At 36.3% G+C, this 23991-nt stretch carries 23 protein-coding genes; 7 read left to right on the top strand and 16 right to left on the bottom strand.

Features of this window, described 5'->3' with window-relative positions; translation table 11 throughout:
• The first annotated feature begins 234 nt into the window (after positions 1–234).
• Positions 235–2793: a glycogen/starch/alpha-glucan phosphorylase gene (locus F6K15_RS09855; protein WP_293060328.1), complete on the top strand. Its 2559-nt coding sequence runs from the start codon at positions 235–237 to the stop codon at positions 2791–2793.
• 539 nt (positions 2794–3332) lie between these two features.
• A complete protein-coding gene (locus F6K15_RS09860) occupies positions 3333–3530 on the top strand; it encodes a hypothetical protein (RefSeq protein ID WP_293060329.1) in 198 nt (65 codons plus the stop codon).
• Between the two features lie 638 nt (positions 3531–4168).
• On the opposite strand, the gene F6K15_RS09865 is transcribed toward F6K15_RS09860, so the two are convergent.
• From F6K15_RS09865 to F6K15_RS09875, 3 genes are all read right to left on the bottom strand, one after another.
• The gene (locus F6K15_RS09865) at positions 4169–4387 is read right to left on the bottom strand and encodes a hypothetical protein (RefSeq protein ID WP_293060330.1); all 219 of its coding nucleotides are present in this window, start codon (positions 4385–4387) and stop codon (positions 4169–4171) included.
• A 196-nt stretch (positions 4388–4583) separates the two neighbouring features.
• Positions 4584–4772 carry a hypothetical protein gene (locus F6K15_RS09870; RefSeq protein WP_293060331.1) on the bottom strand — a complete coding sequence of 63 codons (189 nt, stop codon included), beginning with the start codon at positions 4770–4772 and terminating at the stop codon, positions 4584–4586.
• Between the two features lie 588 nt (positions 4773–5360).
• The gene (locus tag F6K15_RS09875) at positions 5361–5576 is read right to left on the bottom strand and encodes a hypothetical protein (protein WP_293060332.1); all 216 of its coding nucleotides are present in this window, start codon (positions 5574–5576) and stop codon (positions 5361–5363) included.
• Positions 5577–6469: 893 nt separating this feature from the next.
• On the opposite strand from F6K15_RS09875, the gene F6K15_RS09880 reads away from it, so the two are divergent.
• Both F6K15_RS09880 and F6K15_RS09885 read left to right on the top strand, forming a co-directional pair.
• Positions 6470–7549, top strand: coding sequence for an HlyD family efflux transporter periplasmic adaptor subunit (locus F6K15_RS09880; protein WP_293060333.1), 1080 nt, complete (start codon positions 6470–6472; stop codon positions 7547–7549).
• An 808-nt stretch (positions 7550–8357) separates the two neighbouring features.
• Complete coding sequence (locus F6K15_RS09885) at positions 8358–8726, top strand: hypothetical protein (RefSeq protein WP_293060334.1); 369 nt, start codon at positions 8358–8360, stop codon at positions 8724–8726.
• A gap of 283 nt (positions 8727–9009) precedes the next feature.
• Here F6K15_RS09885 and F6K15_RS09890 read toward each other — a convergent pair whose 3' ends face one another.
• The 5 genes from F6K15_RS09890 to F6K15_RS09905 all read right to left on the bottom strand — a co-directional run bounded on the left by F6K15_RS09890 (position 9010) and on the right by F6K15_RS09905 (position 11722).
• Entirely contained in the window at positions 9010–9219 is a 210-nt protein-coding gene (locus F6K15_RS09890) for a hypothetical protein (protein WP_293060335.1), read from the bottom strand.
• A 262-nt stretch (positions 9220–9481) separates the two neighbouring features.
• Positions 9482–9886 (bottom strand): nuclear transport factor 2 family protein, encoded by a 405-nt coding sequence (locus F6K15_RS09895; RefSeq protein WP_293060337.1) that lies wholly within the window; start codon positions 9884–9886, stop codon positions 9482–9484.
• 646 nt (positions 9887–10532) lie between these two features.
• Complete coding sequence (locus F6K15_RS38215) at positions 10533–10670, bottom strand: zinc ribbon domain-containing protein (RefSeq protein ID WP_363267630.1); 138 nt, start codon at positions 10668–10670, stop codon at positions 10533–10535.
• 309 nt (positions 10671–10979) lie between these two features.
• The gene (locus F6K15_RS09900) at positions 10980–11132 is read right to left on the bottom strand and encodes a hypothetical protein (RefSeq protein WP_293060338.1); all 153 of its coding nucleotides are present in this window, start codon (positions 11130–11132) and stop codon (positions 10980–10982) included.
• A gap of 200 nt (positions 11133–11332) precedes the next feature.
• Positions 11333–11722, bottom strand: coding sequence for a helix-turn-helix domain-containing protein (locus tag F6K15_RS09905; protein WP_363267632.1), 390 nt, complete (start codon positions 11720–11722; stop codon positions 11333–11335).
• A gap of 169 nt (positions 11723–11891) precedes the next feature.
• Here F6K15_RS09905 and F6K15_RS09910 point away from each other — a divergent pair, with 169 nt between their 5' ends.
• Together F6K15_RS09910 and F6K15_RS09915 are read left to right on the top strand one after the other, a co-directional pair.
• The gene (locus F6K15_RS09910; protein ID WP_293060339.1) at positions 11892–12485 is read left to right on the top strand and encodes a phycobiliprotein lyase; all 594 of its coding nucleotides are present in this window, start codon (positions 11892–11894) and stop codon (positions 12483–12485) included.
• A gap of 171 nt (positions 12486–12656) precedes the next feature.
• Positions 12657–13835, top strand: a complete 1179-nt coding sequence (locus F6K15_RS09915) for an RRXRR domain-containing protein (protein WP_293060340.1) — start codon at positions 12657–12659, stop codon at positions 13833–13835.
• A 168-nt stretch (positions 13836–14003) separates the two neighbouring features.
• Here the strand turns inward: F6K15_RS09915 and proX are convergent, their stop codons facing one another.
• The 7 genes from proX to F6K15_RS38230 form a co-directional block, all read right to left on the bottom strand.
• Positions 14004–15992, bottom strand: a complete 1989-nt coding sequence (gene proX / locus F6K15_RS09920) for a glycine betaine/L-proline ABC transporter substrate-binding protein ProX (protein WP_293060341.1) — start codon at positions 15990–15992, stop codon at positions 14004–14006.
• A gap of 29 nt (positions 15993–16021) precedes the next feature.
• On the bottom strand, positions 16022–16162 hold the full coding sequence (locus F6K15_RS09925) for a hypothetical protein (protein WP_293060342.1): 141 nt from the start codon (positions 16160–16162) through the stop codon (positions 16022–16024).
• A 349-nt stretch (positions 16163–16511) separates the two neighbouring features.
• Positions 16512–16940 (bottom strand): hypothetical protein, encoded by a 429-nt coding sequence (locus F6K15_RS09930; protein WP_293060343.1) that lies wholly within the window; start codon positions 16938–16940, stop codon positions 16512–16514.
• A gap of 195 nt (positions 16941–17135) precedes the next feature.
• Positions 17136–17654 (bottom strand): GTPase family protein, encoded by a 519-nt coding sequence (locus F6K15_RS09935; RefSeq protein WP_293060344.1) that lies wholly within the window; start codon positions 17652–17654, stop codon positions 17136–17138.
• Between the two features lie 46 nt (positions 17655–17700).
• The gene (locus F6K15_RS38220) at positions 17701–18132 is read right to left on the bottom strand and encodes an RNA-guided endonuclease TnpB family protein (RefSeq protein WP_363267636.1); all 432 of its coding nucleotides are present in this window, start codon (positions 18130–18132) and stop codon (positions 17701–17703) included.
• On the bottom strand, positions 18113–18385 hold the full coding sequence (locus tag F6K15_RS38225) for a transposase (protein ID WP_363267638.1): 273 nt from the start codon (positions 18383–18385) through the stop codon (positions 18113–18115). The genes F6K15_RS38220 and F6K15_RS38225 overlap by 20 nt, the downstream gene beginning before the upstream one ends.
• 122 nt (positions 18386–18507) lie before the next feature.
• Complete coding sequence (locus F6K15_RS38230; RefSeq protein ID WP_363267640.1) at positions 18508–18888, bottom strand: helix-turn-helix domain-containing protein; 381 nt, start codon at positions 18886–18888, stop codon at positions 18508–18510.
• Positions 18889–19186: 298 nt separating this feature from the next.
• Between F6K15_RS38230 and F6K15_RS09945 the strand changes: the two genes are divergently transcribed.
• On the top strand, positions 19187–20548 hold the full coding sequence (locus F6K15_RS09945) for an NB-ARC domain-containing protein (RefSeq protein WP_293060346.1): 1362 nt from the start codon (positions 19187–19189) through the stop codon (positions 20546–20548).
• A gap of 1081 nt (positions 20549–21629) precedes the next feature.
• Here the strand turns inward: F6K15_RS09945 and F6K15_RS09950 are convergent.
• Positions 21630–22835, bottom strand: coding sequence for a glycine betaine/L-proline ABC transporter ATP-binding protein (locus F6K15_RS09950; protein ID WP_293060347.1), 1206 nt, complete (start codon positions 22833–22835; stop codon positions 21630–21632).
• Between the last annotated feature and the right edge of the window lie 1156 nt (positions 22836–23991).

Consider the following 23991-nt stretch of genomic DNA (forward strand, 5'->3'; position numbering starts at 1 on the left):
AAATCTTTTTGATTTAATATAAAAAGAAATTAAAATAACGAAACTTAATCTCTATGAAAGGTAATCAAATGGGTGTATTATTAAAACATAAAAAAACTACCAGATACTAAATGAAAAGTTAACTAAAAATAGAGCTTTTCACCAGAATATGGGGACTGAACTAATTCTTAAAAAGCCCTGTAAATTTGCTTTGAATGTTGTAAATAAATTGTCAGATTACCAAATTATAGAATTATGCAAGAAGTACACCAAAATCAGAGTACATCCTACACAGAAAAAGTAAAAATTCAAGTAGAAGATGATCGTACAGGCACTAGTCTCGATACCATCAAACGAGCGATCGCCGATAACTTATATTATTTACAGGGGAAAGATATAGAATTTGCTACCACCTATAATTATTATATGGCCTTAGCATATACAGTGCGCGATCGCTTGTTGCACCGTTGGCTCAAAACCACAAAAACATACTTCCATCAAAACGTCAAAACAGTATGCTATCTCTCGGCTGAATTTCTGATGGGTCGCCAACTAGCTAAAAACCTAGTCAATGTAGGTTGTTGGGAAGTTGCGAGTCAAGCTCTCGAAGAATCATGTCTTAAACTTGATGACTTAATCGAAAAAGAACCAGAACCCGGTTTAGGTAATGGCGGTTTAGGTCGTCTAGCCGCTTGTTTCCTCGACTCCCTCGCCACCCTAGAAATTCCGGCAGTAGGCTACGGTATTCGTTATGAATTTGGCATTTTCAAACAACAAATTCAAAACGGCTATCAAGTTGAACAGCCAGATAAATGGTTAAGTCTGGGCAACCCTTGGGAAATTCCTCGCCATGAAGACCAAGTAGAAATTAAATTCGGCGGTTACACAGAAGCATACCCAGACAAGCAAGGCAACTATCGGGTTAGATGGATACCTGCACGCACAGTTATTGGAATGCCCTACGATACTCTTGTGCCTGGGTACAATACCAACACAGTTAATACTCTACGCCTCTGGAGTGCCAAAGCAAGTAATGAATTTGACCTGCAAATTTTTGACTCCGGTGACTATAACCGCGCCGTCGAAGACAAAACTTTCTCTGAAAATATTTCTAAAGTTCTCTACCCCAACGATAATATATTTCAAGGCAAAATGTTGCGCTTAGAGCAACAGTATTTCTTCGTTAGTTGTTCTCTGCAAGATATCATTCGTACTCACTTGTCACGGAATCAAAATTTAGACAATTTTCACGAAAAAGCAGCCATTCAGCTCAATGATACTCACCCTTCTATAGGGGTCGCTGAATTAATGCGCCTGTTAATAGACGAGCATAATATTGAGTGGGAAAAAGCTTGGAATATTACTCAAAATACCTTTGGCTATACTAACCATACACTTCTGTCAGAAGCTCTAGAGCGTTGGCCTGTCAGTATGTTCGCAACTCTGCTACCACGACATCTCGAAATTATCTATGAAATTAATTTTCGTTTCCTAGAAAAAGTTAAGAAACGTTATCCGGGAGATGATGGGCGGTTGGCACGGATGTCACTGATCGAAGAATTTCCTGAAAAACGCGTGCGAATGGCTCATTTAGCTTGTGCTGGCGCTCATGCTATAAATGGTGTGGCAGCATTGCATACTCAACTGTTGAAAACAGATGTTTTGAGAGATTTCTACGAATTTTGGCCGGAGAAATTTACAAATAAAACTAATGGTATTACTCCTCGTCGTTGGTTGTTAATTAGTAACCCGAAATTGGCATTACTAATTACAGATAAAATTGGCAAAAATTGGATTAAAAATTTAGAGGAAATTAAGCAGCTTGAGCGGTTTATTGATGACCCTGAATTTCGCAATAATTGGAGTCAGATTAAACATGAAAATAAACAAGATTTGGCTGCTTATATTTACCAAGAAATAGGAATTGTAGTTAATCCTAATTCTCTGTTTGATATTCAGGTAAAACGACTCCATGAATATAAACGTCAACTGTTGAGTGTGCTGCATATTATTACCCTTTATAATCGGATTAAACAGAATCCAGATGTGGATATTTTGCATCGCACTTTCATTTTTGGCGCGAAGGCAGCACCAGGTTATTATATGGCAAAATTAATCATTAAATTGATTAATGCTGTAGGGGAAATAGTAAATAATGACCCAGATGTACGCGATCGCCTCAAGGTAGTTTTTGTACCTAATTTCTCTGTATCTATTGGTCAGCGAATTTATCCAGCAGCCGATCTTTCTGAGCAAATTTCTACTGCAGGAAAGGAAGCTTCTGGTACTGGCAATATGAAATTTTCCCTAAATGGTGCTTTAACTATTGGTACTCTTGATGGGGCAAATATTGAGATTCGCGAAGCTGTTGGTGCTGAAAATTTCTTCCTATTTGGATTGAATGTTGAAGAGGTTAAAGCATTAAAATATCAGGGATATAATCCAGAGCAATACTATACTTCTAACCAAGAATTACGGCAGGTTATTGACCGTATTGCTTCTGGTTATTTCTCACCAGGCAAACCACATTTATTCCATCCAATTGTAGAATCTTTACTAGGAAAAGATGAATATATGTTGTTTGCTGATTATCAGACTTATATTGATTGTCAGGAAAGAGTTAATCAGGCTTATCGTAACCCTGAATATTGGACTCGGATGTCGATTATTAACTCTATTAATATGGGCAAATTTTCTGCTGACCGTACTATCAATGAATATTGTCAGGAAATTTGGAATGTCGAACCTGTGAAAATTGATATGGAAGCATATAGTCAGGAAACAGCAGGTTTACAACGTTATTGTCAAATTTAACGTCTTCAATAGATATAACAAACCTAGATTGAAAACATAAGTGTCAGTATGGGTTTGTTACATCATTTCCCCTCCACACATCGGTGCTTAACGAAATGAAATGACTATTGCGATATCCGCAACAAAGAAGGGAAGTAGATATTTTTCCTCCACACACCCGCTCCTTGGTGCTTGAGAAAATGAAATGACTATTGCGACATTCGCAACAGAGAGGGAAAGTAAATATTTCTCCTCCGGTGCTTGAGAAAATGAAATGACTATTGCGACATCCGCAACAGAGAGGGAAAGTAAATATTTCCCCTCCACACCGGTGCTTGAGAAAATGAAATGACTATTGCGACATCTGCAACAGAGAGGGAAAGTAAATATTTCTCCTCCGGTGCTTGAGAAAATGAAATGACTATTGCGACATTCGCAACAGAGAGGGAAAGTAAATATTTCTCCTCCGGTGCTTGAGAAAATGAAATGACTATTGCGACATTCGCAACAGAGAGGGAAAGTAAATATTTCCCCTCCACACCGGTACTTAACGAAATGAAATGACTATTGCGACATCTGCAACAGAGAGGGAAAGTAAATATTTCTTCTCCGGTGCTCAACGAAATGAAATGACTATTGCGACATTCGCAACAGAGAGGGAAAGTAAATATTTCTTCTCCGGTGCTCAACGAAATGAAATGACTATTGCGACATTCGCAACAGAGAGGGGAAGTAGATATTTTTCCTCTGGTGCTTGAGAAAATGAAATGACTATTGCGACATTCGCAACAGAGAGGGAAAGTAAATATTTTCTCTCCACACACCTGATCATTGGTGCTTGAGAAAATGAAATGACTATTGCGACATTCGCAACAGAGAGGGAAAGTAAATATTTTTCCTCTGGTGCTCAACGAAATGAAATGACTATTGCGACATCCGCAACAGAGAGGGAAAGTAAATATTTCCCCTCCACACCGGTACTTAACGAAATGAAATGACTATTGCGACATCTGCAACAGAGAGGGAAAGTAAATATTTTCTCTCCACACACCTGATAATTAGTGCTTGAGAAAATGAAATGACTATTGCGACATCCGCAATTAAGAGGGGAAGTAGGTATAGCAGTTGCCCAGGCGCTTACAGCACTTTTGAAGATAGTGAGGTACAGTTATAAGACTATTTATTCCTGTATTTCCTGTTTCCTGTTCCCAGATCCGGTGTTCCCTAGAGCAATAAAACTTTGTACCTCTTTTCTTTGAAAATCTATTCAACTATTTAGTCTAAATTCCAGTACTCAGAATTCAATTGTTATAAAAAAGCACCTATAAAACTATAGGTGCTAAATTTAATTTAACTATAAATTAGACTTAAAAAGTTGGAATTAGAGAGCTAATTTTTAGTCGCAATCGTAACGTCCATAACTGCGATAACCGTAGCTGTAACGTACAGGACGACTATAGTGGTAACTACGGTAGTGATAACTAACAGGGCGACGATAATAACGTCGAGAACGACCATAACCGTAACAATCATCGAAATAATGACCGCCATTAATAGTGGCAGATTCTTCGGAAGAAAGCTCAGAAAATAATTCAGTGTTTTGAGTTTCTTGCATAAGATTATCCTCTTGATTAATTGTGTTTACAAGATGGTTAAAAATCATCGATATTTATTTAACTATCTTGTTGTTTCTAATTGTATTTTTCGTTGCTGAACTCCAGCATCAGGATATTTTTTTTTGATTAGCGACTCCTTAGAGCTTGCTAAAAAGCACTTTAAAAATGCTTTTGAATTCAACTCATAAGTTGAAATTAGTAGCAGTTATACCCAGACCTATAGTAGCGACGACGGGGGTAGTAACGTACAGGCCGACTACGGTAATAATTACGATGGCCATAACTATAATGCCGACGACTATAGTAGCCATGACCACCATTAATAGTGGCAGACTCTTCTGAAGAAATTTCAGTAAAGAGTTGATTATTTTTTGTTTCTTGCATGAAGATTTTCCTCAATTTTAATTACATTCGTCATGTTTAATAATTCCTATGTATAGCAGGAATTACAGTTAAGTATTCTTCATAAGTTTGTAATATCCGGATCACTATTTATCTTAGTTAATTCCAATCAAAAATGATTAATATAATGTCTCTTTGAATACCTACAATAAAAAATTTAGGGAACAGGAAACAGGGAATAGGGAATAGGGATAAATTTATCAGGGAAAACATTTTTATTATCACTAATTAATGAGACTTGATATAAGCAAATATTAAAAATGCTATATAGAAACCATTTGGTATCTTTGCAAAGGTACAGGTTTTTGGCTGCCAGAGTCAGAACTCATCACTCAGCAGCTCGAGAAGGTAAAAAGGTGGAAATTTGCTATTCTCTCTTTTGGAGGAGATGCTTAATAGCTCCCATAAGGGTTATACATATTTAAAAGTGCAATGGAGGTATTGGAGGTAAATATTTTTTGGCAGCAGAATAATCAGCACTATAGAATAGTACTTCACTACTCGATAGTTACTATAAAGTTAAAATTAATTGTGCTTTAACTCATAGAGGTATAGACACAAAAAAATACTTTAGTAGTAGCCTTTTATATTCCCTTTATAGTAATTAGAATTATAACGTTGGTAGTCAGAAGAGTAGCGGTTATCACCATAATAACTGCGAGGACAAAGTTGAAAACCTAAAAAATTACGGCGATATTGATAATTTTCATTGTAACCACCATTTATTTGGGTAGATTCTTCATAATTCAGTTCTGTAAAAAGTTGCTTTTTTTGAAGTTCTTGCATAATTAACTTCCTCATGGTTAATAATTTTAATGAAATAGTAGTAATTTTTGCTGAGTTATTGAATTTATGAAGGAATTGTACTTGATAATTCCAAAATAATCTGCAGTGTCCGGAGTTTTGTATACTTCGACGATCGGGTTATTGTTAAGTGTTGACTTTAATCATAATTTCTTCAAGTTTTCATTCTATCCGGATGAAGTTGAAACAAATCTGCAAAAATTATTAGAGAATAAATTATATATGGCAGTTATCAATAATTTGTCATACCAAATTCAAAAAACAATACTATCTACATTTATTGTAGAGGATTCGTATGTAAAACTCTATATTACTTATTACCCTAACCTGATATAGCAATTCTCTAAATAATTTGTCAGAAATTCCCAGTAAAATAAACAATCTGAAACTCTTGCAACCTATTTCCCTTTTTTTAAGGGATTTTTTATCCAACTATACCCAGGAATACTAATAGACATTTACAGCACTTCTCGGTGTAATGAGGTACACCTTGTTTTAAGGCAGAAGTCAGAAGTCAAAAGCTAAAAAGATTGGACTGTAACTCATAGCAAAGGAAACCGCTGTAACTATAGCAGGGAAAAGACAACAGTGGGAAAGTATTTCTCTGTCTTACGGTTCATCATCAACATAAGTCAAACACCAACTCGTTCCTTGCTATAGATAAAATTGCTACAGAATATTGAACTTTAACCAGAAAGTCAAGTTGTTAACAGGAATATTATTAAGGTCGTTAACAAAAGTAGCTCATCTGTCAATTTAGCTTAAAAATAATTATCGTTGCTAGACTTCCCTTGCCTATTAGATATTAGGCGATGCGGTCAGCTTTTTCATCTAAAACCTACCACCTTTTTCAATTTAGTAAGTGAATATCAATTATGTTAAATAATTCTGATTATGTAGAACTACAACCTCTAGAAAGTGATGAATTTCTCCCTCCTCTAAACCCTTGGAGCAAAATAGGAGGAATGTTTTTAGTAGGAACATTTGGTGTAGCTATTGCTCTAATGAGTGTAGTAAAATACAATCCTACTGTAAGAACTGAAGCAATTGCTCGACCAACAGGAGACGTAAGAATTGTTCAGACGCTTACAGAAGGTAAAGTTGAAAGTATAGAAGTAAATGAAAATCAAGCTGTTGAAATGGGAGAGGCGATCGCCCGCATAGATGAATCTGCACTTAATCGCCAAAAAAATCAACTACAGGAAAAAATCAAACAGTGTGAGGTAGAATTAGAACAGATAAATCAACAAATTTCTGCTCTAGAAGTTCAAATTTTAGGTACCGCAAAACCTCAGACTTTTCAGAAATCTAAATCAAGTACAACAGCAAACAATAAAATAGATAATAGAGTTGTTGAGTCAGCCATTTTAGATTTATCTCGATCTTTACCTACAGTTGCTCAACAATTTGCTAAGGATCGACGAGACCTCATTGTGAAGCGGACAAAATTAATTAAAGATTTGACTGCAGGTACCAGAGAACTAGAAAAAGTAGATATTAAACTTGATAATAGTGTAATTCGAGTCCCTGTAGATGGTACTATCTTTCAGCTATCTTTGCGTAATCCTGGGCAAACTGTAGAATCAGGAGCAGCGATCGCTCAGATTGTTCCTAGTAATGCACCTTTAGTATTTAAAGGCAAAGTAACAGCAGCAGATATTGCTAGGGTAAAAGTCGGTCAACCTGTGCAAATGAGGATTTCAGCATATCCTTTTCCGGACTATGGTATTCTCAAAGGAACTGTCAATTCAATTTCTCCAGATGCTATCACCTCAGAAGCATTTCGTGAAGCTTATTATGAAGTGACTATAGAACCTGAAAAACCTTACCTAGTTAGGAGCGATCGTCAATATCCAATCCAACCAGGAATGGAAAGTCGAGCTGATATAATTACTTCGCAAGAAACGGTGTTAACTTTTGTTCTCAGAAAGATTAGACTGTTAAGCGATTTTTAAGTTTTTATTTCCTTTCTGTTGGGTAGAGAGAGGAGGATGAGGAGTCATATCAAATCCGGTAGCATTGGTGTAATTAGATAAAGAGGGTGGGGTGATGGGGTGATGGGGTGATAGGGAGATGGAAAGATGGGGAGATCAAGAAAGATTTGGCAATGGCGCTCAGATGGAACATTTTTTGATACCAAATTAAGCGAATTTGATATCATAAATATTACTAGCGAATAATCTGAAAATTTTTGGTATAATTAATATCAATTTATCTAGTAATTTTATAGATTAATCACTCTCGTTACTACTTTACACCTTTTCCTACTTTTTGCCATAAAGAATTGTTAAAAATACTTCTCTAATACCTACTATTTTTTTAACATTTATGTTTGATAAATTTATCAGTAAAGTTCAGAAGTAACTTGACAAATAATTTTTCATCTGGATTTAAAATTAAATTCTTTACTATAATTATTATCTCCCATTCCTGAAATACTAATTAGGTATCGTACAAAGTAAAGTTGTAACTTCAACAGTTGTTTTTGTTAAATATTTTAAGTTTAATTTAATGTTTTTCTTAAAGAAAGTAATAAGTGACTAATTTATCTAAAAAAATATAACTTTTTGACGATAAAATAGTCTTGATCAATAACTATAAGCATTTGTGCGTAGATTATTTTTTACATTAAAATTAAAATAAGTTTAGTAGTTATACTGAAATATTATTTCTACATTTAGAAAAAATTTTCCTAGTATTTTCAAGAATTAGATAGTACAATAAAGAATATAAACCCTACACAACAATAAAAGAAAATTGATAATGAAGACAATCATTACTATCTTAGGTATTGGTGCAATCTTGCTATCTTATACTCCTACTACTAGAGCACAATCAAATAATCCTCAAATTGGGGAAACAACTCTTTCTGGAGACTCTCTGAAAACGGTAGAAGGCAGATCCATTAATAAAGATAATTACAGCACATATACTGATGATCCAAAATCTAGTAACTCTCCTACAAATGGAATTAAACCTTATGAACTGCGTCGTCAACAACAAAACGTAGAAGTGATACCAGGAGTCTCAATTCCTGTAAACTCAGATCGGCCTAAATCAGAAAACCCTCTCGAAAATACCCTAGAAGGGGATAAACGAGAAGAAGGATTCAAACTAGAATTAGGAATTTAGAAATAATTGATTTACTCAACTTTTTGGGAATACTTTGCAAATTATAGATTCAAATAGAAATAACAGATGGGGAACTGAGAAAATCAGTTCCTCATTTTTGATCGAGGTTTTCTTGAGCGGGGGAGTGGGGGATTAGGGGAGTGGGGGAGTAGTAAACATAAGAATAATATACATTTACTGGCTAATAATCGCTCAAAACGTTATTGAATCCTACTATAGCAGTAGTCACTAAGGTTGCAGCACAGCTTCTCATTGAACAGCTTCCATTGCGTCTCGGAGGAACTCATAAACCTGCCAGCATATTGACTCGCCCTCGACGTTGACCGGACTTGAGAGCATGAAAGTGTTCACCTAATTCACACCCACCATATCCATCATCGTCTGGCTGGTCTATTCCCGACTCATCAATGTAAACTCGATCATTCACGGCAATGCTGGCTAGAGTATCAAGAAAGCTGCTGACGTTTTTCGCGATCGCGTTCTTGATCGCCATAATATTGTTATAGATAATACCAAATTCAAGCCAACAGTCACTGGTAACCTTCGTTGTGCGCCAGCTAAACACAGATTCTTAAAATAACCACCTAAAACCTAATACCTTCTTACCGAATAATTAAGGTTTAAAGCCTCTCCTTTAAAGGAGAAAAGTGGTCGAGGGATGGCTAGGTCTCCTCGCTGGCCTCAAATCGACCAAGACAAAAGAAAAAATTTTCGGTAGTGCGTCAATCCTATCCGTTTTCCAGGAGAGGTAATTGTTAATTATTAATTGTTGAATCACCTTTGATTTGAGCCATCATTGCAGCATCATCCCAATAAGAAGATACTTGTTTAATTTTACCATTTTCATTAATTTCAAATATACTAATTCCTTCTGCAACTCCCTGATTACCATTTTTTCCCACTCCCTGCATCGTCCATTTAACTGCAGCCCCATTATCTACAATAAATATATTATTTGGTGTCAATTCTAGTTTGGCAAAAATCATTGATAATAGCCCAAAGAATTTCTGATAATCTGACTGTACATTACTGGGTGGTTTACCTACAGGGTCATAGATAACACCGTCTTCAGCAAAGTTTTCTGCCCATGCTTCGGCATTCATCGCTGCCATATTTGTAAAATAAGAATTGACCACTGTTTGGATAGTTTCTTTTGTCATTTTCGAGTTTTTTTGAATCGGTGTTTGTCGTCTAAATCATAATTTATGATACCAAGTTGAGATAATTAGTTACTATCAAATTTTTTTCATGGCCAGATACGCAGATTAAGAATATAGTCCTAAATTCGGTTATAGAGCATCCTTTTATGTAGAGGGGGAGACAGGGTTGAGGGGAGATGAGGTGAGGGTTGAATTTTACATCCTATAAAATATCTTTAATAGACATCTCTTTCAAAAGAGGGAGTAGGCAGTAGGAAGTAGGCAGTAGGGAGAAATAATTGATAATTTATGTGTGAGAATTGATTTTATTTTGGATTTTTACCAGATGTCTAATAACCTGATTTTGTCTAATTTATGATATTTAATAATTTAATTGATTTGTGAAAAGTTTCAAAATAGATAAAAAGTTTGAAACTATGACTTCTGCTTCCTTTATTGACATCCTCCCGACGCTGCTCTCACGAGACAGCGCGGGATTCCCGAGCATCACTGTTAGGGGTTTTCTGTTTCCTCTTGACAGAGGAGCTGCGCTAACATAGCACCTGCCTTCCGAGATTTACTNGTTTCGCGATCGCGAACCCTTTATGAGAATAATTATTATGAGAAAAACATTTAATTTTTTAAAGGGATTATATCTTTTAAACTCTTACCCCACAATGCTTTTGAGGCGCTTGTCACCCCGTGAGGTTCGTATGTTTAATTCTTTAGGTACTTTTTTTCCACAATTTGAGCAATCTTGGCTAGTATTTCTGGGGTTCACTGCTATGGTTTTCACCTCCAGCATTTCCGGCTTTGACAGTTAAAATAGTTAGAAATTGTCTCCCCAAACGCATCATTAATTGACTTACTCAAACGAGTCAATGCTTGCCCTTTTATATTTAAGTTTGCCTCCGGCACGCTGCTCCGCGTCTACATGGGCGATAACTTCAGTTTTTGATAACAACTCATTTGCTGTTTTAAAGTGGAAATCTTTACGTCGATCGGCTACCTTTTTATGTTGTTTAGCAACAACTAGAAGAGCTTTTAACCATCTTTTACTACCTTTTTTATTTCGAGATCAACGTTTTTGTAGAGTATTTAATCGTTTCTGAGATTAGCGATAGTATTGAGGGATGGGGATAGACTCTCCTTCACTTGTTACTAAGAATTTATTCAGCCCCATATCAATTCCCAGAGTGTTTTTTAATGTAGGTTCAACTTTACTTGTTAAAGCTGGAACTGATTTTTCTTCTAGGGATAAAGTCATTTCAGTTATCAGTTATCAGTACCTCTGCCTGTTTGCGCAGCATTCCGCAGGAAAGCATACGTGAATTGAAATATTAAACTTTATTTTCTCTTGGTCAATTGGAGGACAGCGCAGGTTTCCTAGCCATCCGGATACCGCTTTTTTCCTATTAAAAGGGGAGGCTTCAAGGCGCGAATTATTTAATTATTAATTATTAATTATTAATTATTAAGGTAACGTCCAATTCCATTAAACCTTGGTTTCCCTAATTTATGTCCATTTTTGTCTGCTTTAAACCATCTATCAAAGGCCAGTTGTACCCGTTTTACGCAGTCTTGCAAAACCTGAGAATGAATTAGCTTATACTCAGGAAACTTATCTTTGGTATTGACCAAATCTCGTTTTTGAGAGTAATAATCTGGATGATCTCTGAGTTGAGGAATAGGCATCACTAAGAGGCAAGCGTTAATTGGACAACGGTTTTCTGACCACCACGAGAACCGCTCGCTTAACCGATAGTTGTACTGCCGACGCAACAATTCCAACCACATTTCTATTGTGGCTATTTGTTCTTTTTTGGACCTTAATTTATATTGGTAGGCAGTGCGCATTGTGGAAAATTTCCGGGGTTATTGCAATATCATAATACAGGTTTTTTAACCAGGGCGAAAGCTTCTGCTGGGATGGTATGCAAATTGAATGGGCATCTGACTTATTCAATTTGCTGCCAATTTAGCTAAAAATATCTTAGATTTTAACAAAACTTTAGAGGTAAAAAAAATGAAATTTACACCACCAATGACAATGATGGATTTTTTTCTCAAAAGTGAGGGAATATGGTTTTCTCAACGTACTGTCCATCATTTTGATTCTGTTCAAGATGAGTCAGGAAAATCTAATTTTATCGTCAAAGTTTTAACAAAAGATGACCCGAAAATTTTGGAAGTTTGTGAACAACAAAATGTCAATCCAGCTTTAGCAACAGGTGGTGCAAGTTTTAACTGGCAAGATAATTTAGATAATGATGAACCTAATCCAAATTATGCTGCTATTTTAGTAGATATTCCTGATTCGGAAACAGGCTTAACTGGAAAATTTTTGCGTAATCGTGGTTATGTTGAAGGTATTCCTGTAGTGGGTAGATATCATTTTGCTAAAGATGGAGTCTTGACAATTGATACAGAATATGAAAGAAATCAAGGACAAGAACGTTGTTGGTTTCTGACAGATGATTTTCGAGTCAGAGTTAGTACAGTGCGAATGATGAATGGTGTTAATTTGATGGCCTATTGTTCCGAACGTCGTTGTATTACTCGCAAACAATTAGAAGCAATGAGTCACCTTCTCCGCGCTAAAGCGACGGAGCTTGGGTAACCCAATACCCAACGAAGAGGTGGTTAGACCAAGCCTAATACGCACACCTCCAGATATTTCCCTAGTCTGGATTACCTGTGGGCTTCTTTGGGTAGAGGCATCGCGTAGCTGCGAGACACAACGTATTAGGGGGTCATAGGGACATACAACTAATTTAGGATTATCTCCAAAATGACTAGAGTTCCTGTACAAAACCCAGACGGTACGCCAGCGATGTCCACCAAAGCATCACGGGCACGTCGTTGGGTAAGAGATGGCAAAGCCACAGGACACTGGAATGATGCTGGCATTTACTACGTCCGCTTAGTCGTTGAGCCATCAGGTCGCAAGGTTCAGAAGGTAACAATAGGGGTAGACCCAGGCAAGTCCTACACAAATATTGCCGTACAGTCGGCCAAAGCCACCCTTTATTTAGCTCACCTGGTTCTGCCGTTTCAGCGGGTAAAAGAACGGATAGGTGCAGCCACGATCAAGAACGGAAAAGTTATCAAAAATGCTCGTGGTCGTGCCCTTCATCGTCGAGTGAGGCGTGGCCAACGGATTAATCGGAAAATCCCTTTCGAGCAACGTGCCCACCGCCAGAAGCGGTTTGATAACCGTAGGCGTGATGGCAAGATAGCTCCATCAATTCGAGCTGCAAGGGAGATGGATCTCAGGATAGTGAGTGAGCTATCCAAAATCTATCCAGTAGGCAGCATCGTTTATGAGGTCATCAAAGCCGATGTAGATTTAACTAGCGGTAGGAGGGGAGCGCGTTCTGGCAAAGGGTTCTCTCCTGTGATGGTCGGGCAGAAATGGGCGATAAAGCAATTGCAGTCTATTGCAACAGTTAAGACCGTCTTAGGCTGGCAGAAAAATGGTAATGGTACAAGTCAAATCCGCAAGCATTTGGAACTGACAAAAATCAAAGACAAGAAGGCTCAAACACCAGAGTCTCATGCAGTAGATGGGATAGCCCTAGCTGCTACAGAGTTCATTAGGTTTGGACTGGTACCCAAGATTGGCTACGACTTGCATACATGGATTGGGTCTGTCACCATTACCTCTGCACCATTCAGGACGATCGCTAGACCTGAATACTTTCGTAGAGCATTGCATTTTGACAAGGCTGACAAGGGAGGAAAACGCAAGCGTAAGGGTGGAACCATTACCCCATTTGATGTGCGCTGTGGCGATCGAGTCATGGCTACCAAGTCTGGTGAAACAGTGATTGGCTGGGTAGGTGGTTATACCCAGACAGCCAAGTCCAAAAATATCAGTGTGTATGACCACAACTCGAAACGGTTAGGACAATACGCACCAAGTAAAGTAAGGCTCATTCGGAGGTCGAACAAGTTATGTGTAGCGTAAGGGCAACTCAAGCCACACCAGCTGCTTTTCGGACTTGCACTCAAGGGATAGGGATTCCCAGTATCCCGGATTGTTGACAAGAATGTTGCAAGAAATTTAAGTTAATATTCTGAAATAATCCAGTATATCCAATTAATATCGATCATCGTGTTATAACCTTAACCTTACTTATTTCAAAGCTACTGATAACCAACTATTAAATAATTCTTGATGATTGACAACCCATTCTTCAGCATGACGGCGAATATCTACAGGTTTATTCTCCCCATTTTTAACTTTTTCTTGTTGGAGGTTGACATCCTGAAGCGGAATTTGGATCTGTTCAAATAAACTTTTCGCAACTGGATTATCCTGCAAAAAATTCTTATTTGCTAATATCCCGACTCTATCGACTGGAACACCAAGATTTTTTCCATTCACTGAAGTATCTTTTTCAGTCAAGTCTCCCTGACTTTCTAATAAGGATGTAAAAGGAACACCCAACCATTCCACATCCTCCTCAACTTTTAAAATTGAAGCTAACCAATGAGGAGTCCAAGTAAAATAAAGAATAGGTTTACCTTGCCGATAACGGGTCAAAGTATCTACCATTAAAGAAGAATAATCTCCTTCAATCTGCTCAACAGTATCTTCAAGTCCGTAAACCTGTAGATGATGATTTATTACTCTTTCACATATCCAACCAGCAGTACAACCTATTAAATTTGCCTTACCATCACCATCTGAATCAAAAAGTTTAGCAATTTTTGGATCTTTGAGTTGTGATAAATCAGTAATATTATATTTCTCAGCCGTTTGTTTATCTATCTGATACCCCGCTTGACAATCAGAAATAAGTGTTCCAACCCGTTCTAACTTATCTTCCCCACCATTCTTGTCAAAAAATTCTTTGTGGGCAACTTGCCAATGGACACCAGTAAAGTCCACATCATTATTACTAACAGCAATGTGCATTGCCGGAACATTCAATTGTTTTGGTCTTTTCACCTGATAGCCTAATTTCTCCAGCCCAATATTCACAATCTCTGTCACAAATATACCGGATGTTTCCAGACCAGAAGTAGAACGGACAATTACTCCATTCCCTGGCAATGCTTCATTTTTTGAGTTTATAGTAGTTTGGGACATTAATTGCCAGCTAGTAACACCAACCAGCAAAGCAACCAAAATACTTATCCCTAGAGTTGTGCCTTTTTTTTTGGAAAAGCCACGAGACCGGCACCATCCAATTAAACCTCGCTCTTGCCAAGAAAGAACATTTCCCTGACTAATAGCTTGAGTGATACGGTCGAGCATCACCGCAATTAAAACAATACCCAAACCACCTACAGCAGCTAGTCCGACATTTAAACGACCGAGACCTTGCAATACCATTTGTCCTAATCCCTCTACCCCAATCATTGAGGTGACAACTGACATTGATAAGGCCAACAAAATTGCTTGATTTGTGCCAGCCAAAATAGTAGGCAAAGCTAAAGGAATTTGTACTTCTAATAAAACTTGTTGGGGAGTTGAGCCAAAAGCTAAAGCTGCTTCTACTGCTTCTGGAGATACTTGCCTAATGCCCAGATTTGTCAGACGAATTAGAGGGGGGACTGCAAAAACAAATGTGGCAATAATGCCGGAAACTTCTCCAATCCCAAATAACATTACTACAGGTACTAGGTAGACGAAACTGGGAAGAGTTTGCATCGCATCTAGGAGGGGACGTAATATTTTGTTGAAGCGATCGCTAATGGCACTAATAATACCTAAAGGAATACCTACCAGCATACAAAATATTACGGCTGTTAGAACCAGGGCCAGGGAAACCATTGCTGCTTCCCAAGCACCACAAAAACCAATTATACAAAGAGCGATAATGCTGTAAATGGCTATTTTTCTTCCTGCTAGTTGCCAGACTAGAAGGGCAATAATTATGAGAAAAATCAAGGGGGGAATAGCAATAAAACCAGATTTAACTATTTCCAGAGTATTTTTTATGGGTAAGCTGATAGTTTGAAAGAGGGGACGAAAGTTATCAACTATAAAATTAACAGTATTGTTAACCCATTCGTCTAGGGGTAAAGTGTAAAACTGGAAAGGATTTAATACTTTTTCTAAGTCTCCTTGAGTTTCAGCTATGAAGTAGTGAGGCAAATAATTCAAAATCAACACAATTGACTATGCTCCTAGTAATGTTTGGTTTAATCCAAATTTTGATTTGGTTGCCCCAAACTTGTAAGTACATCAACTGCTTCTACCATAACTTGAAATTCTTTTTTTTTGTGCTTAACCACTGCTAGGGGAAATTCTTGTTTGTCAAAGTAAAAATATTTTCTAGGCAAGTATAAATAGGGTTTGCTGATTAATTCTAAAAGTATTTACTGATATTGGTTTTAGCGTTTTAGAGTTGAAAAAAGTGCGCCTGTTTTCGGTAGAAAAAGCTCAAAAAGCTAGTATCTTAGGATGATTATGGCAGAAAAATTGAGAGACAATTCTTAACTCCTACCTCTTCGCTCATTCCCATTTCTCCTGTCTTCCCCTCCCCTCCTGGGAGGGGTTAGGGGTGGGTTGGGAGGGGGAGGGGCGAGGGTGGGGTTGTCTCCTGTCTCCTACCCTCACCCATAAGACTTTTTCAGCAAACCCTAAATATTTACTATTTGTTTCATCAGAATTTTTATGTGGAGATACTAGCTAAAATGACCACTTATCAAAAAAGTTTTTAATTACTTCTTGAGCTTTTGATACTGTTGTACTCAAGGCTTTTGCAATATCATAACTAATATTATGAACCCATTGCTGAAATGAATTTTGAGATTTAGAGGCAATAGTTCTTTCAAAACTATCCATTTCGTTTATTTTTTGTAGTAAGCGTTGTCTTAATAATTGAGTAGTTGAGAGAGCATCTTCTACTTCTGAGGCATAAAATTGATACCCACAAGAACAGTAGAATTTACTATCAAGAATATGCCAGTTATCCCTGCAAGATTCACATTTAACTTGTCTTTTATAGGGTTCAACTAATAATTGACCGTTAAAAGTACAACCTCTATGATAATTTTTACCCCATTGTTTACCACAACTAGGGCATTTAGGAAAGAGAAATGCTATCCATTCACTCATAATTCTTGGTGTGAATAAAAATCAAAAACTTGACCTCTACATAGGGTTTGCTGAAAAAGTCTTATGGGTGAGGGTAGGAGACAACCCACCCCTAACCCCTCCCAGGAGGGGAAGACAGGAGACAGGAGAAAAGGGAATGAGCGAGGAGGTTAGGAGTAAGAATTGTAAGAGTGATTTTTCTGCCCAACTATGCGCCTAAAATACTAACTTTTTGAGCGTGAAGATCTGAAAACCAGGCACTGCAATTCGACCCCAAAGATGAATTTCCCTCAATTCTCTTTCTAAATATTGCTGCACAGAAGCGATCGCCCGATTTTGTGCGTCTAAAATCCACAAAGCAACATCGACATCTTTTAAGACTTTTTCGTAAAGTGCAATATGCTCTCTTTGTTTTAATTGACTCTCACCTAATCCCGGCATATCATAAGCTACTAAAGCTCCATTAACACCTTCAACTTCACTCAACGAGATTTCCACTCCTCTCGCCTCCTGAGTACAAGCTTCAGTATGGCTAACATCAAAACCTGCATTAAAAAGTGCATTGAGGGTAGAGGATTTTCCTACTCCTGTTTCACCAATAAAAGCAAAACGAGGAGGTGGTTCATTATCAACTTTTTCTTCAATGATATTGTAGATTTTCTCAAAATCCTCATCTGACATTTTCTGGTCGCCCAGAAGGTCTGTTGCTAAACTTTGAACTAAGCCTCTTGACATCCTCTCCGGCCTGAAGGCGCGGAGATTCCTACTGAACCGTAGTTCTTCAGTGGGTTGACGTTTCACAGACTGCTGCTATCTTGACGCTAGTCTTACGCTTGCCTCCACGTCCGTTTTTCGTCTCCGAATGCCCTCCGGCGACTAATATGTTTATCGCTGCGTTTTCGTCTCTATCGTGTTTGCTGCCACAGTTTAGACACTCCCATTCTCGCACCTGAAGGTCTAATTTTCCACCTTTAAAGCCACAATTTGAGCAAATTTGAGAAGTAGGCTCCCAACGACTAATTACTCTAAAATCACGACCATATTTTTCAGCAATTCCATCTAGGAATGTTCTGAATTGTCTCCATCCTAAATCTGAAATTGCCTTGGATAATTTACGGTTTTTCACCATACCAGAAACGTTTAAATCTTCTAAAACAATTGTTTGGTTTTCACGAATTATTTCAGTAGATAATTTATGTAGAAAATCTGTCAAGCGTATCTTTCAGCTTGGCATGGAATTTAGCTACTCTAACCCTTGCTTTTTCATACCTTTTAGAGCCTTTAGTTTTATGAGATAATGACTTACTTAACTTTCTTAACTTCTTAATTCGTTTCTTAAGTGGTTTAGGAGCATCAACCTTTGTACCGTCACTAAGTGTAGCAAAGGTTTTAATACCTAAATCTATACCTACTGAATTATCAGTTTTAGGTAAAATTTCTGGTTGTATTTCTACTACAAAACTCAAGAAGTATCTATGGGCTGAATCTTTAATTACTGTTACTGATGATGGAGGAGCAGGTAACTCTCACAGGCGATACTATTTTCAGCTTTCCAATCTTAGCTAAATAAACTTTATGTTGACCAATTTTAAACCCTCACGAGTGTAAACCTAGCAGTTTGCTTTGATTTTTTACTTTTGAATATAGGAGGTTTAATAGGTCTACCTTTTCTCTGGCCTTTAGTTGATTTAAAAAAGTTTTGATAAGCCTGGTTTAAATCATTCAAAGATTGCTGCAATGGTATAGCAGAAACCTCTGATAACCACTCTCTATTTTCAGTTTTTTTAGCAGATGTAATAAAAAGCTTTTGTAGCTCAGAATTAATGGGTTTCTTTTCTCCTGATTTATACTTTTCTCGGCAGCAAGTTAGACTATCATTCCAAACCACACGGACACAACCAAATAGCTTGGCTAATTGGTGTTTTTGTCCCGTTGTGGGATAAATACGATACCTAAATCTAGCTTTCATAATTCCGATCTAAACTAATAATATGATAGCATACTTGTTACTATTTTCATCTATAAAAAGTCGCCCTAGAAGGGCAAGACTTTAGACCCACTTTTTTGGTGAATCCATATTTTTTCTGCTTCTTAAAGTTGCATCTCTGTTAGAGGATAAGTCACCTTTTCTCAAGAATGCCAACTGAAAAAAACTGATTTTATGGAATTTTTGGTAACAAAATATTAATTCAAAACCTGAAAAACTCTGATTTTATTGCCTTACCCTAAAGTTATAATAATTAAGACTATTAGTTTATCTAAATTATATGATTATTACAGAAGTTTTACAATTAGTAGATAGATTAGTGGAGAAACAAACTGGAAAACATCTGGATGACTTAGAAAAATCTGTCGTTAAAGGATTGTGGGAAGGTAAGACTTACAGTAAAATTGCGGAGGAATCTGGGTATAAAAATTCAAACTATATTGGAGATGTGAGTCGCAAATTATATAAAATTTTATCTGCACAATTAGAGGGAGAAAATGTTAATAAATATAATTTTTGTTGGACAATAGAAAGAGTTATAAGTTCTCCTCAGTTTGTTGGGTTAATAAACACTGAGATTACTTGGTGTTCAAATAATCGTCAATTAACTGAAGCTGAACCAGTAGATCACGAAGAAAAAAAGACCGAAAATACAACCTATCAAGATTTAACCCTAGCTCCTAAAATCATCAATTTTTATAGTCGCGAAACAGAAATTCAAACTCTATCTAATTGGTTAACTAATCAAAATATTCGTCTCATCTCAGTATTAGGAATAAGTGGAATAGGAAAAAGTACCCTAGTCAGACATTTTATCTATCTAAATCAACACCTATTTGATATAATTCTCTGGAAAAGTATCAAAATTTCTCCATTTTTATATCAAGCGATCGCTGAGATTTTAACAAATATTAAGGTCTATCAAAGTATTACTATTAAAACTGAAAATCAGTTAACTGAATTTTTTAATCTCTTACAGCAGAAAAGATGCTTAATTATCCTTGATGATGTACAAGAATTATTTATTAGAGGAGAATTTGCCGGACAGTACCAACAGCAATATCAAAACTATAAACATTTTTTCCAAAAGCTAGTAGAAATTGAACATCAAAGCAGCTTAATTTTAATTAGTCAAGAAAAATGCCAAGAAATGCTGTGCTTAGACGAAGAATTATATCCTATTAAATGTTTAGAATTATCAGGAATAGAAAATATTAACCTCAAAAAGTATGGCTTGCAAAATGAAGAATCATGGTCAAAGCTGATTAATTTATATGAGGGTAATCCGGTTTATTTAGAATCTATTGTTGGTGTAATCAAAGATATGTTTCGAGGTAATGTATCTAATTTTTTAACTGAGGAAGGTTTACTTTTGATAGAAGAAATAAGGTTAAAAGTCGCCGAAAGATTCTCTAGATTATCACCTATTGAACAAGAGATTATTCGAGAAATAAGCAAACATAATGAACCTGTATCAAGAGAATATTTAAAACAAAGTTTATCATTATCATCAATAGATTTAATTAATGGATTAAGATCCTTGGCAAGACGCTATTTACTCCAAAAAACTGAAACAAATGAAATTTTATTTAATTTATCTCCTATTGTTCGAGAATATGCCATAAAATTTTTGGTTAGTTAACAATAAAAAAATAGGCAGGGTTCTTGCGAGGGTGAGGACTCTCATCTATCTAGATAATGTTTGACGAGAAAAAAGACATTACAGTACATATATAAGACGTTATAGTTTTTATTTACTAGATATAGTGTTTTTGCCTAATTTCTCCATTTACTTTGGATCGTATTTTGGCATCAGTTCTGAAAACAGATGATTTTTTGAGTTTTCAACGCTACATATATAAGACGTTATAGTTTTTATTTACTAGATATAGTGTTTTTCCCTAATTTCTCCATTTACTTTGGATCGTATTTTGGCATCAGTTCTGAAAACAGATGATTTTTTGAGTTCTCAACGCTACATATATAAGACGTTATAGTTTTTATTTACTAGATATAGTGTTTTTCCCTAATTTCTCCATTTACTTTGGATCGTATTTTGGCATCAGTTCTGAAAACAGATGATTTTTTGAGTTCTCAACGCTACATATATAAGACGTTATAGTTTTTATTTACTAGATATAGTGTTTTTCCCTAATTTCTCCATATTACTTTGGATAGTATTTTGGCATCAGTTCTGAAAACAGATGATTTTTTGAGTTCTCAACGCTACATATATAAAACGTTATAGTTTTTATTTACTAGATATAGTGTTTTTGCCTAATTTCTCCATTTACTTTGGATAGTATTTTGGCATCAGTTCTGAAAACAGATGATTTTTTGAGTTCTCAACGCTACATATATAAAACGTTATAGTTTTTATTTACTAGATATAGTGTTTTTGCCTAATTTCTCAATTTACTTTGGATAGTATTTTGGCATCATATCAAATCCGTTGGCTTCGGAGTAATATAATTGCATCGATCATCATACAATGCATCAGGGCGAATGGCCATTCGCCCCTACAATATTCTTTAATACTCTTTTGTGGTTGTACATAGTAATAGTAAAAGTTAGGGAGAGCTATAATTTTTTCACGACTTACTCTCAAAAAACTGTTGAATATCTGGGAGAAGAAATATTTGGATAAATACCAAATTTTGTTCTTCAACATTACGGATGCAAGACTACCCTTTCTTTTTCTTGAAGAGCTTTCAAGAAATTTGTTAAGGAGTAGTTGATTTTTCTAGAGTAATTTTTCTCCTCAAACTTGTAACTACATCAGAAGCTTCTACCATACCTTTAAACTCTTTTTCTTCATCAACTACCGCTACAGGAAATCCTTGTTTGTAAAGGTGAAAAATATTTTCTAGATGAACAGAAGCATCGATTATAGGAAAATCAGTTTCTATAATTGCCATAATATCTTCCTTTTCCTGCTTGAGACTCGTTTCTAAATGTTCTTTTTTGACCAAACCAACAGGTTTATTCTGTCTATCGACCACATACATAACTTGGAGATTATGGTCTAACATTTTTTTCAGCCCAGAACCAACAGAATCTTGGCCAATACTCAGAGAAACAGTTTTATTAATAATAGAACCCACTGTAATAAATTGGGCAGGATTTACCTCTTGGATAAAAGCAGTAATATAATCATTTTTTGGTTGAGTGAGTAATTCTTCTGGTGTCCCCAACTGAACAATTGCCCCTGCTTTCATTACAGCAATTCGATCGCCCAGTTTCAAAGCCTCTTGAATATCGTGACTAATAAACACAATAGTTTTGTGTAATTCTTTCTGGAGTCGCAATAACTCATCCTGCATCTCTCCTCTAGTCAATGGGTCAAGGGCACTAAAAGCTTCGTCCATTAATAAAATTTCTGCATCAGTAGCTAAAGCACGGGCCAAACCCACTCGTTGCTGCATTCCCCCACTCAAAGAGGTTGGTTTATAATCTGCCCATTTAGCTAAACCCACAACCTCTAATGTTTCTAGTGCTTTCTGGCGGCGATTAATTCGTTCAGCTCCCCGCACCTTTAGTCCATACTCTACATTTTCCGCGACTGTTTTATGAGGAAACAACCCAAAGCGTTGAAACACCATTGAGACTTTATTGAGTCGTATGTCTCGCATTCGTGTCTCATCAGCATGAGCAACATCTTCATCATCAATATAAATATGTCCGCTAGTGGGATGAATCAAACGATTAATACATCGAGCCAGGGTAGATTTTCCTGAACCGGATAACCCCATTAGCACAAATATTTCCCCTTGATTAATCTCAAGAGATATATCGGCCAATCCTAATACATTACCTGTAGATTGCAGTATATAATCTCTTGTTTTACCTTCTCGAAACAATTTAAGAGCAGCAAGATGTTTTTTGCCATAAATTTTGATTAGATTTTTTATAATTATTTTGGGTTGCATATTTTTATGTAATCATTGATTCTAAGTTAACATAAATTAATTAGTTATATTTTAGTACTTTCCAATGGTTTTGTAGATCAAAAAGCAATTCAAAATAATTTTTGTATATTTGCTACTTTAAAAAAAATAACTTTACTAAAATAATATTCAAAAACGAAAGTCAATATTTCTGTCCATAGATGATTTAGGCATCTAGATAATTAGTTGAGCAAACTTTATCTAATATTAGATATATAGTTTGATACCTTTTTTTCATTTTAAATATTTCACTATTTTATATAAGTCGAAGCAAAGGACGCAGACATATCAAAAGCTTAAAACTCAGACAAAGCAAAATTTTTACTTCTCTCCTAGATAATACCAATTACAAATGCATTAATGCTTAACTTAGATAGCACTTCAATTATTAATTAATTAACACTAGCCTTATCAGCTTTTTGATAATTAGTACTCTAGGAGTGCATTAATTATTATTATTTTTACCGAATGAATAATTAATAATTAATAATTAATAATTAAATAATTCGCGCCTTGAAGCCTCCCCTTTTAAGGGGAAAAAAGCGGTTGAGGGATGGCGAGGTCCCCTCGCCATATCCAATCAACCAAGAGAAGAAATAATATCTCCTGATATTCAATTCCGTAACGGTTAAAACCCGAGGTAATTATCAATTATCAATTATCCATTATCCATTAATGAATTATCCCTTTATCCCTGTACGGACGTTGCATGCAACGTCCCTACCTACTCCCCCTCCTGGGACTATGCTTTATAAACATCTTTCTTAACATAAAACTTGACAAAACAGACAAGTTATGGGTTAGTCTGGAAGCGGCTTTTTCGGGAGAAAATTGTATTGAAAAATACACGCAAGTGTGAGGACTGTAGACAAAATTCTTACTCCCCCCTCTTCCCCCTCTTCCCCCTCTTCCCCACCCTCCTACAAGGGTTTCAGGAGTTCCTTATCAGGGATAGCTCCTGGGAGGGGTTGGGGATGGGTCTCCTGCTCAATAAAATGTAGAAAAATTTTTGAGAAATGGTATAACTAATCGCCTAGATAACTAAAATATTTCTCCTTTTGCACCAGATATTTATAAACCATTATGGATGCGACTTAGGTTCTCTCCGCTCTTTCTTGTAGAATATTAAAGATTTAAT

Origin of the sequence: Okeania sp. SIO2B3 (assembly GCF_010672525.1) — a bacterium.
Lineage (GTDB): Bacteria > Cyanobacteriota > Cyanobacteriia > Cyanobacteriales > Microcoleaceae > Okeania.